Here is a 12,013-nt window from a genome sequence, read left to right on the forward strand (position 1 = left end):
GGCGTCGGCGACGATCAGGTCCTCCACCCGGTCCTTCGGCACGAGGGAGGCCGCCGCGTCCTCCCAGGCGGGCCAGCCCAGTTCGTCGAAGAGGCCCCCCACCAACACCATCGCCCAGTGGTCGTGCCCCACCCCCCACTGCTTCTCCGCAGGGGTCACATACATCCCCCAGTCGTTGGGCAGGGCCAGGGGTGACACCAGGGCGACGACCAGGAAACCGGCGGCGACCCGTTGACCCGGTTCCGGTTCGGCCGTGAAGCGGAGGGCCGCTGCCGCCGCGGCCAGGGAGAGGACCGCCGCCGCTGCCGCCTCCAGGGTCATGTCGCCCACCGGAGGGCGGATCTTCGACGGGATCAGCAGGACCGCCGCTGTCCACCAGGCCGCCGCGAACGGGGCCACCAGTGCCACCCGCAGAGCCGTGCGGAGGACGCGGCGGGTCGGTACCGAGGACGTCAGGTCGCGGGTCGGGTCGTCCAGGACGAAGGCCAGGCCCAGGGCGAAGGTGAGGGCGGCGGCGCGCAGTGCGACGAGCGCGGACCACTGGTCCGGTTCGTCGGAGAGGAGGCGGGGCAGGGCCGCGATCAGGAGGGCCACCGCGGCGGTCGCGACCAGTGCCCGTACCGGCAGGGCTCGCAGGACCGGTCGGATCAGCTGTGCCAACACCCTTGCCGTAGAAGGGAGTTGGGCGCCGACTGTCTGCTCGGACTCTCCGCTCTCCCTCGTCATCACTCGCACTTGTCGGCCCCACCAGGAGCCTTGACGCCGAGCAGCTCAGCGACCTTTGCCGTCGTCACCTTCGGAGACGTCAGTTCCGCCCAGTGCGCCTTCACCTTCGGGGTGACCGTGGACGGGCCCGCCGCGAGCAACTCCCTTACGACGCTGGTCTGTCCGGCCGTCATGGTCATTCCGTTGGTCGGCGACAGGACGATGGAGGAGCCGGTCACGGTGTCGCTCAGGCGGACCGCGCGGAGTTCGGTCACCGGGTCGGACGTCCAGCCCAGAGCCAGCCACATGATGGTGACCATGCGGCCGTCGCACACGTCACCGCCGGCCTTCTCGTTCCCGAGGACCAGTACGGAGGCGACCGCGGCGGAGAACTCCGGTGTCCGGGGTCCGCCCCACATCGTGCGGACGGTGACCTGGTCCGGTGTGGTGGACGGCTCGATCGCGCCGTCGGCCTCCATGCCGTAGCGGGCCTCGACGCGTTGCTGCACGAGCAGCTTCCGGGTCTGTGCAGTGCCGCCCGCGAGGGACTGCACGTGGTCCGTGACGTCGGCCCATGTCGCCGTCCTGGGGACCCACTCGGGGAACGCGCAGTACGTCGAGCGGCCGTGCCGGACGCAGGACTGGACCTTCTGCGGGTTGAGCGTGGCCACCGTGCGGGCCGCGACCGTCTCCGACGAGACGCCTGCCGCCTGGCCGACTCCGCCGACCACGCCGAGGGCGACCGCTCCGGCCAGCGAGCCCGCCAGTACCGCCGTCGCCGTCTTCGTGCGGCCCTTGCTGATCAGTACCGCGAGCAGGGCCAACGCCAGCGCCAGGCCCGTCAGGTACAGGGCGTGCGAGACGGCCGGGCGGCCGATCAGGTCGGAGGGGATCGTCTTGCTGCTTCCCTCGCCGACGATCGGGGTCAGCCAGGCCGTGGCACCGCCGCCGCCGATCGAGACCGGCGCGAGGACGGAGAACACGAGGAGCAGCACCGCGGCCACCGGGATCGCGAACGGCTTCGGCACCAGCCTGGCCATCAGCAGCCCGATCGCCCCGCAGAGCAGCACACACAGCGGGCCCACCAGCAGCTCGCCCACCGAACCGTGGCCCACCGCCGTCGACTTGACCGCCTGCCAGCCGAACTGGGCCGCCACGCCCAGCGCGACGAGTCCGGTCACCGGCAGGATCGACAGCGCGTGGGCTGCCGTACGGCGCCACGGTTCGAGGACCAGGACCCCGAACAGCCGCTCGGTGTCGTGGCGTTGGGAACGCAGCACGGCCTGGTTGACGCAGAGCAGGACCGCGAAGCCGACCAGCAGCGGGCCCGTCTGGGTGGCGCGGTCGACGTCCTGGAGAGCCGGGTAGCCGTTCCAGTCGCTCTTGGTGCGCCACACGATCCAGGCGACGTAGGCCGCCAGCATGAACAACACCGGGATACGGAGGAGGAGTTTGCGCGACTCGAAGCGGGCCAGGGCGAAGATCGCCCGCCATGACTCGCGGGTGGGTGCCGTGGTCGTCTCGGCGGGGGTCCGGGTCAGTACGGTGCTCATGCCGTCGCCTCCGCGTGCATGCCGTCGAGGGTGAGCAAGTAGCCGTCCTCCAGGGTGGGTTCGACGAGTTCGGCGCCGGGCGGCGGGTCGCCCACGTTGCGGAAGACGCCCAGGCCGGTGCGCCAGCCCGCCTTCGCGTTCGGGTCCCGTTCCGAGCTGCTCCAGACGCGGCCGGCGGCCCGTGCGGTGAGTTCGGCGGGGGTGCCGTCGAAGCGGACGCGGCCGGCGGCCATCACGACGACGCGGTGGCAGAGCATCGCCACGTCCTCGGTCTGGTGGGTGGAGAGGAGAACCGTTCGCCCCTCCCCCGCGCGGGCGATCAACTCCCTGAAGCGCATGCGCTGTTCGGGGTCCAGGCCGACCGTCGGCTCGTCCAGGACCAGGAAGCCGGGGTCGCCCACCAGCGCCGCCGCGAGCGCTACCCGCTGGCGCATACCGCCGGACAGCTTCTTGATGCGCTTGCCGCGTACGTCCGACAGGTCGACCTCGGCCAGCACCCGCCGTACCTCGTTGTGGCGGGCGGTGCGGTCGGTCAGCTCCTTGAGGATCGCGACGTAGTCGACGAAGTCGAAGGCCGAGAAGTCGGGGTGGAAGCCCGGCGTCTGCGGGAGGTAGCCGAGCACGCGCCGGGTCTCCTGGCGCCCCGCGGGGGTGCGGGGGTCGTGGCCGAGGACCGTGAAGGTGCCCTCGTCGGCGGGGACCGCGGTGGCCAGCACCCTCAACAGGGTCGTCTTTCCCGCCCCGTTGGGGCCCAGCAGGCCGGTGACGCCTTCGGTGAGCCGCAGCGACACGTCGTCGAGGGCGGTCGTCAGGCCGTAGCGCAGGCTGAGCCCGGCCGCGGAGACGGTGGTGGTCATGACGTACTCCAGTCGGAAAATGGCGTGAAGTGGCGTGAAGTGGCGTGAAGTTGATGAAGTGGGGCGTGAAGTCGCTTGAGGAATCAGGCTGTTGGGCCGAAGCCCGGGGTCTTCGTGTCGAAGCGGTCGCGAGCCAGGTAGAGAAGGCCTGCGGCCAGGACCGCCACCGCCGCCGCGACCGTCTGGCCGGTCGCGGTGAACGGGGCGAGCGTGCCGCCGTGGGTCGCCCGTCCGTGGGCCACCAGCAGCAGGGCCGTCCAGGCCCCGCCGACCACACCCGGCGCGAGGACCGGGCCCAGGCGCGTGGTCAGCGCGAGGCTCGTCGAGGTGAGGGCGAGCGCGGGGAGCAGCCAGGCCAGGGCGGCGAGGCCGTATCCGGGCAGGGCCAGGGTCGCGAGGCCGTTGAGGCCAAGTCCCGCCACCAGTACGGCGGTTGTACGGATCATGAGGAGCTTGAAGCCGTGCATCGGGGCTACGACGGTCATCTCGTAGGTCGGGTCGAGCACCGGGCCGTACGCCATCGCCACTCCCGCGAGCGGCAGCAGCGGGGCGAGGGCGAGGAAGACGTCGGGCGACGCGACGTTCGACGCGTCGGTCACCAGGACCGTCATCACGAGCAGCAGGGTCACCGCGCCGAACCACGAGCGGCGCAGTACCGGTGTCGCCGCGAGCAGCCGCGCGGTGTGGTCGGCGACGCCGATCCGCACGAGCAGCGACTCCACCAACCCCCTTCTGGGGGCGTCGAGTTCGGCGTCGAGGCGTTCCCAGCCCGCGTCCAGCGCCACCGGGTCGGCGACCGACGCCAACAGGGCCCTGCACTCGGCGCACTGGGCGATGTGGGTGTCGGCGGACCAGAGCATGGGCGGTGCCAACTCGCCCCGCGCATAGGCGCGTACGTCGTCTTCGGCCACATGCCAGGTCATGCCAGCTCCTCCCGCAGTTGCTTACGGGCCCGCATGGCCCGCGTCTTGACCGTGCCTGCCGGGATGCCCAGCAGCACGGCCGCCTCCCGGGTGGTCAGCCCGTCGATCACGGTGGCCTGGAGGACCGCCCGAAGCTCCGGCGAGAGCCGGACCAGGGCGCCGGCGAGGTCCCCGTGCTCCACCCCCGCGAGCACGCGTTCCTCCGCCGACGCCTCGTCCCGGTGCCGCAGCCGCGTCAGCGCCTGCCGCAGCCGGCCGCGCGCCCCGTCGCCGCGCAGCACGTCGATCAGCCGCCGCGACCCGATCCGCCACAGCCACCCGGCCACATCGCCGTCCTCGCGGTAGCGCGCACTGCCCCGCCACACCGCGAGAAACGTCTCCTGTACGACGTCGTCGACCATCCCGGCGTCGGCGCACCGGCCGCGCAGCCGGGCGGTCAGCCACGGCGCGTACCGCCGGTACAGCTCCTCGAACGCGCGCCGGTCGCCGTCCGCCGCGATGGCTCGCAGCAGATCCCCGTCGCTTCCCGTATCGCTCACGTCTCCTCATCGCACGAGCCCCGCCGATCGGTTCACGGACCGGCACATCGATCTCGATCGATCTCCATCAACCTCGCTCGATCTCACTTGACTTTCTCAGCACCCTTGCACCACCCTTTCACTACTCAATTAGTGAAAGGGTGGTGGAAGCGAGTGGTCGAGTACCGCATCGACCGGCACAGCGGCGTGGCCACCTATGTACAGATCGTCCAGCAGACCAAGCAGGCGCTGCACCTGGGGATGCTGGAGCCCGGCGACAAACTGCCGACGGCCCGCGAGGTCGTCGAGGCCACCGCGATCAACCCGAACACCGTCCTGAAGGCCTACCGCGAGCTGGAGCGCGAGGGACTGGTCGAGGCCCGCCGCGGCCTCGGCACCTTCATCCGCAAAGGGCTGAGCATCACGCCCGCCGACTCGCCGCTGCGGTTAGCGCTCGACGACTGGGCCGCGCGGGCCCGGGAGGCCGGCCTGGGCCGGGACGACGTCGCCGCGCTCTTCACCGCCGTACTCGAAAAGCACTTCCAAGGAGAAGACTGATGACAGGCACCGCCGCGATAGAGGCCGCCGCTCTCGGCAAGCGGTTCGGCCGGCGGGGAGGGTGGGCCCTGCGGGACTGCGCCTTCCGGCTGCCCGCCGGACGCGTCTGCGCGGTCGTGGGACCGAACGGCGCGGGCAAGTCCACGCTCCTCGCCCTCGCCGCCGGGCTGCTCGCCCCCACCGAGGGTGCGATATCCGTCCTCGGCACGGCGCCGGGCGCGGCCCGCGAGCGGGTCGCCTACGTCGCGCAGGACAAGCCCCTCTACCCGCAGCTCACCGTCGCCGAGACGCTGCGCATGGGCGCCGACCTGAACACCGACCGGTGGGACGCCTCCGTCGCCCAACGCATCGTGGACGACGGGGACTTGAACCCGAAGTCCCGCATCCGCACCCTCTCCGGCGGACAGTGCACCCGCGTCGCCCTCGCCCTCGCGCTGGCCAAGCGGCCCGAACTGCTGCTCCTGGACGAGCCGATGGCCGACCTGGACCCGCTGGCCCGGCACGAGATGATGGGCCTCCTCATGGCGCGGGCCGCCGAGTCCGGCACCACGATCGTGATGTCCTCGCACGTGGTGGCCGAACTGGAGGACTCCTGCGACCACTTGCTGCTGATCGGCGGCGGCCGGGTCCGCCTCGCCGGTGAGATCGACGAGCTGCTCGCCACGCACGTCCATGTGTCCGCGCCCGCCCACACGGTCCTCGCCCCGCACACCGTCGTCGAGTCGCGCACCACCGGCCGCCAACTCAGCGCCCTGGTCCGCCCGTCGAGCACGCTCGACACCGACTGGCGTACCAGCACCCCCTCGTTGGAGGAGCTGGTCCTCTCCTATCTGCGCAACCCCGAGGCCGGCAGCACCAAGACCCCGGAGGCCGCCGTATGACCGCCCTCGCCGCACAGCCGGTCACCGGACGCCCGGCCGGATCCTCGCCCCATCTGCTCCGCTGGCTGATCCGCCTGCACCGGTCCGCCCTGGTCGCCTGGGCCGTGTTCGTGCTCGTCCTCGGCGCCCTCCTGCTCTGGCTGGGCGGGCCGCTCACCGACGCGGCGGTCGAGGGCTGGAAGCAGTACCACGCCTGCGAGGCGAACGGCTGCGTGTACGACCCGAGCGCGGTCGGCCGCTACAAGGACTGGTACACCTACACGACCATCGCCGTCCTCGCCGTCCCGTTCCTGGTCGCCGCCTGGTCCGGTGCCACGCTGACCAGTCGCGAACTGGAGCACGGGACCGCCCAGTTGGCGTGGACCCAGTCGGTCTCACCGGCCCGCTGGCTCGCCGCCAAGCTCGCCCTGCCGGCCGTACTCGTCACCGTCGGCTCCGCCGTGCTCGTCGGGCTGCACCACTGGGCCTGGTCGACCGGCCAGGGCCGTCTCGACTCGGCGAAGAGCTGGTACGACATCGGCACCTACGCCGCCAACGGCCCGGCCACCGTCGCCCTGACCCTGGCCGCCCTGGTGATCGGCGTCCTCATCGGCCTGCTCAAGCGCAACTCCCTTGCCGCGCTGGTCGGTTCGCTGTTCGCCACGGCGTTCCTGTGGAGCGCCATGGCCATCGCGACGCCGTACCTGTGGCCCACGGTCACCAAGCTCAGCAGCCTCAAGAACAACGTCCCGCAGGGTTCCGGCATCGTCGTCGACCAGGGCCTGGTCACCTCCACCGGCGCCCACATCGCCGACCAGCAGTGCGGCTCCACCACCGACGCGGGCTGCCAGGCCGTCTACGCCAAGCTCGACGCCGTCAGCTACTACAACGACTACCACCCCCAATCCCACTACTGGCCCCTCCAGTTGACCGCGACCGCGATCATCCTCGCCGTCACCGCCGCCCTCACCGTGGCCGCGTTCCGACTCCTCAAGCGCCAGACCGGTCCGGCGGCGCCCGCACGTAAGGCAGCCTCCGCATGACCGCCCTGGCCCTGAGCCCCACCGCCCGACCGCAGCGCGCCGTACTGCGCCTGCACCGCCCGGCGTTGACCGTGTGGGGAGCGTTCCTGCTGCTCGCCGTGGGGACGCTGCTCTGGGTGCACCTGTTCCGGGCGCCCGCCGAACGGCACCCCGCCGACCAGTACTTCGTCCTCACCGACGTCAACAACGTCATGAACTTCCTTGGTGAGGTGCTCAGTTACACCTCCGTCGCCGTCGCCGCCTGGGCGGGCGCCGCCCTCGTCGGCCGCGAACTGGAGACCGGCACCGCCCGCCTCGCCTGGACCCAGTCCGTCACCCCGGCCCGCTGGCTCACCGCCCAACTCACCGCGGCCGCCCTGCCGTTGACCGCCGGCACCACCCTGCTGGGCCTGGTCTACGCCTGGGTCTGGACCGGTGACCAGGACGTCCTGGTCACCAACTGGTCCTACGACCGCGTCCTCGTCCCGGCCGGCCCGATGTCCGTCGCCCTGGTCCTCTTCGCCCTGGCCGCCGGCACCCTCGCCGGAGTCACCCTCGGCCGCGCGCTGCCCGCGCTGGGGGTGGCCGCCGCGGTCACCTACGCGGCGCGCTACTTCTTCGGCCGCACGTGGGACGGCATCTGGCCCGACCGCCACTTCTGGCCGCTCCAGCTCACCGCGACGGCTCTGCTCCTCACCCTCACCGCACTCGCCCTCGCGGCCGCGTACGCACTGCTCGGCCGCCGTACGAACACCAAGGGAGCCGCCGTATGACCGCCCTGGCCACCGCCCCGACGGCCCGCACCCGAGCGGCCGGCCCCATCCACGCGGTCCTGCGGTTGCAGCGCGGCATCCTGGTCATATGGGCGGTGATCTTCACCGTCGCCGCCGGCGCCCTGCTGTGGGCCTACGGCCCCGGAGGGAACGCCGCCGCGGCCGACTGGAAGCGCAAGTGCTCCGCCCAGGGGTGCGACTGGAGCGCCGCGATCTCCAACTACCACCTGGCCTACGCGGGCGCCGAGTTCCTGATCGGGCTCATCCCGTACTTCGCCGCCATCCTCGCGGGCGCGGTCATCGGCCGCGAGCTGGAGAACGGCACCGCACAGCTCGCCTGGACGCAGGGCATCTCCCCGACCCGCTGGCTCGCCACCACCCTCGCCGTGCCCGCCGCGCTGATCACCGCCGGCTCCACCGTCCTCGTCCTGCTGCACCGGCTGCTGTACGACGCCCACCAGGTGCCGGTCACCTGGAACTGGTGGAACGACGAGACCTTCGTCCCCAACGGCACGCTCGGCATCGTCCTCCCACTTCTGGGCCTCGCCATCGGCGCCCTCGCGGGCCTGCTCCAGCGCCGCCTCCTGACCTCGATCGGCCTCGCGTTCGCCGCCACCGCCCTCGCCCTCAGCACCCTCGGCTTCGCCCGCCCGTACCTGTGGCCCTGGGCGATCAGCACCGGCGCCGACTACGAGACACCGCGAGACGTCCTCTACGGCGACGGGGGCGCCGTCACCTCCACCGGCGCCCACATCGCCGACCCGATGTGCCGCGACAGCGCGGCGTGCCTGAAGGCCCACGACGTCACCGGTTTCTACAGCGAATACCACCCCGCCTCCCACTTCTGGCCCCTCCAGCTCGTGGAGACCGGCATCGCCCTGGCGATCACCGCCCTCGTACTCGCCATCGTGTTCACCCTCCTCAGGCGCCGCACGGCCTGACCGGAACCCCCCTCCCCGCGGCTCCCGGGCATCCGTTACGTTCGTTTCCGTGCCGTAGACGTCCGGGAGCCGCCCCCCGATATCCCGCACGCCATGTCGCCGTAACCAACGGTTCAGACGGGCTTGCGACGCTCGGCGAATGCAGCCCGTCGTGCCAGAGCCTTCGCCGCCTCCCGAGGTGAACGGGAGCAACGGGGCCCTCGTCCCGCTCCTTCCGGCGCTGTCCGACGCGCCCGTATCGCCGGTGGCGCGGAACAATGGGCACATGAGCAGCCAGCCCAACGCCCAGGCCCAGGTCCAGCACGCGCAGCCCTCCGTGGGCTCCATAGCCGCCCACCGCCCGCACACCGTGTCGGCGGCGGTCTCCGATCTGGAACCCGACATCGACGCGGACCTCGACGAGTACGAGGAGTCGCCGTACGACGGGCCCCAGTTGCCGCAGGGCCGCTTCCTGGACCGGGAGCGCAGCTGGCTCGCGTTCAACGAGCGGGTCCTGGAGCTGGCCGAGGACCCGAACACGCCCCTGCTGGAGCGGGCGAACTTCCTCGCGATCTTCGCCAGCAACCTGGACGAGTTCTTCATGGTCCGGGTGGCCGGCCTCAAGCGCCGTATCGCCACCGGTGTCGCCACCCGCTCCGCGTCCGGCCTCCAGCCGCGCGAGGTGCTGGAGATGATCTGGGCGCGCTCGCGCGAGCTCATGGCCCGGCACGCCGCCTGCTACCACGAGGACATCGCCCCCGCGCTGGCGGAGGAGGGCATCCACCTGGTCCGCTGGAACGAGCTGACGGAGAAGGAGCAGGCCCGCCTCTTCACGCTGTTCCGGCACCAGATCTTCCCGGTGCTGACCCCGCTGGCGGTCGACCCCGCGCACCCCTTCCCGTACATCTCGGGCCTCTCGCTGAACCTCGCGGTCGTCGTACGGAACCCGGTCACCGGCCACCGCCACTTCGCGCGCGTCAAGGTGCCGCCGCTGCTCTCCCGCTTCCTGGAGTCCTCCCCGGGCCGGTACGTCCCGCTGGAGGACGTCATCGCCGCCCACCTGGAGGAACTCTTCCCGGGCATGGAGATCCTGGAGCACCACGCGTTCCGGCTCACCCGCAACGAGGACCTGGAGGTCGAGGAGGACGACGCCGAGAACCTGCTCCAGGCCCTGGAGAAGGAGCTCATGCGGCGCCGCTTCGGGCCGCCGGTGCGCCTGGAGGTCGAGGAGTCCATCGACCGCGAGGTGCTCGACCTGCTGGTGCGCGAGCTGAAGATCAGCGAGGCCGAGGTGTACCCGCTGCCGGGTCCGCTCGACCTGACCGGCCTCTTCCGCATCGGCTCGCTGGACCGGCCCGAGCTGAAGTACCCGAAGTTCATCGCGGGCACCCACCGCGACCTCGCCGAGGTCGAGTCGGCGTCCGCGCCCGACATCTTCGCCGCCCTGCGCAACCGGGACGTGCTGCTGCACCACCCGTACGACTCGTTCTCCACGTCCGTGCAGCGGTTCCTGGAGCAGGCGGCCAACGACGACGACGTCCTCGCGATCAAGCAGACCCTGTACCGCACCTCGGGCGACTCCCCGATCGTCGACGCGCTCATAGAGGCGGCCGAGGCCGGCAAGCAGGTCCTCGTCCTGGTCGAGATCAAGGCCCGCTTCGACGAGCACGCCAACATCAAGTGGGCGCGCAAGCTGGAAGAGGCGGGCTGCCACGTCGTCTACGGCCTGGTCGGACTCAAGACCCACTGCAAGCTGTCGCTCGTGGTCCGCCAGGAGGGCGACACGCTCCGCCGCTACAGCCACGTCGGCACCGGCAACTACCACCCGAAGACGGCCCGCCTCTACGAGGACCTCGGCCTGCTGACGGCGGACCCGCAGGTCGGCGCCGACCTCTCGGACCTCTTCAACCGGCTGTCCGGCTACTCCCGCCGCGAGACCTACCGCCGCCTGCTGGTCGCCCCCAAGTCCCTGCGCGACGGACTGATCGCCCGGATCAACAAGGAGGTCCAGCACCACCGCGCCGGGCGCCCCGCGTTCATCCGCATCAAGGTCAACTCGATGGTGGACGAGGCGATCATCGACTCGCTCTACCGCGCGTCCCAGGCGGGCGTCCCGGTCGACGTGTGGGTCCGCGGCATCTGCGCGGTGCGGCCCGGCGTCCCCGGCCTGTCCGAGAACATCCGCGTACGGTCCATCCTCGGCCGCTTCCTCGAACACTCCCGCGTCTTCGGCTTCGGCAACGGAGGCGAGCCCGAGGTGTGGATCGGCAGCGCCGACATGATGCACCGCAACCTCGACCGCCGTATCGAGGCCCTCGTCAGGGTCACCGACCCGGCCCACCGCGCCTCGATCAGCCGGATGCTGGAAACCGGCATGTCGGACACCACCTCCTCCTGGCACCTGGGCCCGGACGGCGAGTGGACCCGGCACGCGACCGACGCGGAAGGCCAACCCCTGCGCAACGTCCAGGAGATGCTCATAGACGCCCGGAGGCGCCGGCGTGGCACAGCAACACCTTGACCCGACGGATCCCACGGCCAGGTCCGTGACAGGTGACGCCCTCGCGGGCTACCTGCGCGGCCAGGCCACGGAGTTCCTCCGCGCCCTGCGGCTGCACCGGGAGACCGGCAACGGGCAGAACGGCACGGAGGATTCCGTCGACGCGGCGCGCGCCCTGCGCCACTCGGCCCGCCGCATCAGCGGCAGCCTGCACACCTTCCGTCCGCTGCTGGACGCCGACTGGTCCGAGGCGATGCGCCCCGAACTGGCGTGGCTGTCGGGCACGTTGGCCCTGGAGCACGCCTGCGCGGCCCGCCTGGAGCGGCTGCTGCTGGCACTGCACCGGCTGTCGGGCTCCACGGCGTTCCCCGCGCAGTCGGCGGCCTCGGCGGTGGGCGGCCGGGTCACCGGCGCGGGCCGGGGCGTCCCGGCACCCGCGGGCGGCCGGGCCCCCGGCACCAGACCGGCCGTGGCACCCACGGCCACCGCCGAGCGCGGCAACCTCACCGTGGGCGCGGCCAAGGCCGGCGCCCTGCTGGAGCGCCAGCTCACCCTGGCCCGGACCCGGGCCCACTCCTCCGCCCTCCAGGCCCTCGGCTCCTCCCGCTTCCACGCGGTCGCCGACAAGGTCGCCGTCCTGGCCAGCGAGGTCCCCCTGACCCCGGCCGCGGCCGGCGCCGACCTGCGCCCGCTGGCCGCCGCCGCCGGGGAGCGCCTCACCGACGCGGTCGCCGCACTGCCCCTGGTCACCGCCGGGCACCCGTACAACGCGGAGGCCCTCATCCACGGCCTCTCCCCCGACACCGCCCCGCACCCCCAGGACG

11 protein-coding genes and 1 pseudogene are annotated in these 12,013 nt (G+C 72.0%); 7 read left to right on the top strand and 5 right to left on the bottom strand.

What is annotated here, in order from left to right; all coding sequences use genetic code 11:
- From ACNFOC_RS41385 to ACNFOC_RS41405, 5 genes are all read right to left on the bottom strand, one after another.
- On the bottom strand, positions 1–726 hold a 726-nt coding region (locus ACNFOC_RS41385; RefSeq protein WP_416964172.1), incomplete at its 3' end, for a hypothetical protein.
- Positions 726–2,258, bottom strand: a complete 1,533-nt coding sequence (locus ACNFOC_RS41390; protein ID WP_416964173.1) for an ABC transporter permease — start codon at positions 2,256–2,258, stop codon at positions 726–728. The genes ACNFOC_RS41385 and ACNFOC_RS41390, both read right to left, overlap by 1 nt.
- Positions 2,255–3,115: an ABC transporter ATP-binding protein gene (locus ACNFOC_RS41395; RefSeq protein WP_019064516.1), complete on the bottom strand. Its 861-nt coding sequence runs from the start codon at positions 3,113–3,115 to the stop codon at positions 2,255–2,257. Before ACNFOC_RS41395 ends, ACNFOC_RS41390 begins: the two co-directional genes overlap by 4 nt.
- An 83-nt stretch (positions 3,116–3,198) precedes the next feature.
- The gene (locus tag ACNFOC_RS41400) at positions 3,199–4,038 is read right to left on the bottom strand and encodes a cupin domain-containing protein (protein WP_416964174.1); all 840 of its coding nucleotides are present in this window, start codon (positions 4,036–4,038) and stop codon (positions 3,199–3,201) included.
- The gene (locus tag ACNFOC_RS41405; protein ID WP_416964175.1) at positions 4,035–4,577 is read right to left on the bottom strand and encodes an RNA polymerase sigma factor; all 543 of its coding nucleotides are present in this window, start codon (positions 4,575–4,577) and stop codon (positions 4,035–4,037) included. The genes ACNFOC_RS41400 and ACNFOC_RS41405 overlap by 4 nt, the downstream gene beginning before the upstream one ends.
- 153 nt (positions 4,578–4,730) lie before the next feature.
- Here ACNFOC_RS41405 and ACNFOC_RS41410 point away from each other — a divergent pair, with 153 nt between their 5' ends.
- The 7 genes and pseudogenes from ACNFOC_RS41410 to ACNFOC_RS41440 form a co-directional block, all read left to right on the top strand.
- Positions 4,731–5,114 (top strand): GntR family transcriptional regulator, encoded by a 384-nt coding sequence (locus ACNFOC_RS41410; RefSeq protein WP_416964176.1) that lies wholly within the window; start codon positions 4,731–4,733, stop codon positions 5,112–5,114.
- A pseudogene (locus ACNFOC_RS56120) lies at positions 5,114–5,611 on the top strand (ATP-binding cassette domain-containing protein); the annotation flags it as partial. The gene ACNFOC_RS41410 and the pseudogene ACNFOC_RS56120, both read left to right, overlap by 1 nt.
- Before the next feature lie 380 nt (positions 5,612–5,991).
- Positions 5,992–7,017, top strand: coding sequence for an ABC-2 membrane transporter-related protein (locus ACNFOC_RS41420; protein ID WP_416964178.1), 1,026 nt, complete (start codon positions 5,992–5,994; stop codon positions 7,015–7,017).
- Positions 7,014–7,769, top strand: coding sequence for an ABC-2 membrane transporter-related protein (locus tag ACNFOC_RS41425; protein ID WP_416964179.1), 756 nt, complete (start codon positions 7,014–7,016; stop codon positions 7,767–7,769). Before ACNFOC_RS41420 ends, ACNFOC_RS41425 begins: the two co-directional genes overlap by 4 nt.
- Entirely contained in the window at positions 7,766–8,710 is a 945-nt protein-coding gene (locus ACNFOC_RS41430; RefSeq protein WP_416964180.1) for an ABC-2 membrane transporter-related protein, read from the top strand. Before ACNFOC_RS41425 ends, ACNFOC_RS41430 begins: the two co-directional genes overlap by 4 nt.
- Positions 8,711–8,849: 139 nt before the next feature.
- Positions 8,850–11,210: an RNA degradosome polyphosphate kinase gene (locus ACNFOC_RS41435; RefSeq protein ID WP_416964181.1), complete on the top strand. Its 2,361-nt coding sequence runs from the start codon at positions 8,850–8,852 to the stop codon at positions 11,208–11,210.
- Positions 11,191–12,013 (top strand): CHAD domain-containing protein (locus ACNFOC_RS41440; protein ID WP_416964182.1); only part of this gene is annotated, 823 nt, incomplete at its 3' end. The genes ACNFOC_RS41435 and ACNFOC_RS41440, both read left to right, overlap by 20 nt.

Source organism: Streptomyces colwelliae (assembly GCF_048158785.1).
Lineage (GTDB): Bacteria > Actinomycetota > Actinomycetes > Streptomycetales > Streptomycetaceae > Streptomyces.

Excerpts from the sequence above, each read along its gene's own strand:
- ACNFOC_RS41390 (WP_416964173.1), bottom strand. The coding sequence starts at position 2,258 with ATGAGCACCGTACTGACCCGGACCCCCGCCGAGACGACCACGGCACCC.
- ACNFOC_RS41395 (WP_019064516.1), bottom strand. The coding sequence starts at position 3,115 with ATGACCACCACCGTCTCCGCGGCCGGGCTCAGCCTGCGCTACGGCCTG.
- ACNFOC_RS41400 (WP_416964174.1), bottom strand. The coding sequence starts at position 4,038 with ATGACCTGGCATGTGGCCGAAGACGACGTACGCGCCTATGCGCGGGGC.
- ACNFOC_RS41420 (WP_416964178.1), top strand. The coding sequence starts at position 5,992 with ATGACCGCCCTCGCCGCACAGCCGGTCACCGGACGCCCGGCCGGATCC.
- ACNFOC_RS41425 (WP_416964179.1), top strand. The coding sequence starts at position 7,014 with ATGACCGCCCTGGCCCTGAGCCCCACCGCCCGACCGCAGCGCGCCGTA.
- ACNFOC_RS41430 (WP_416964180.1), top strand. The coding sequence starts at position 7,766 with ATGACCGCCCTGGCCACCGCCCCGACGGCCCGCACCCGAGCGGCCGGC.
- ACNFOC_RS41435 (WP_416964181.1), top strand. The coding sequence starts at position 8,850 with ATGCAGCCCGTCGTGCCAGAGCCTTCGCCGCCTCCCGAGGTGAACGGG.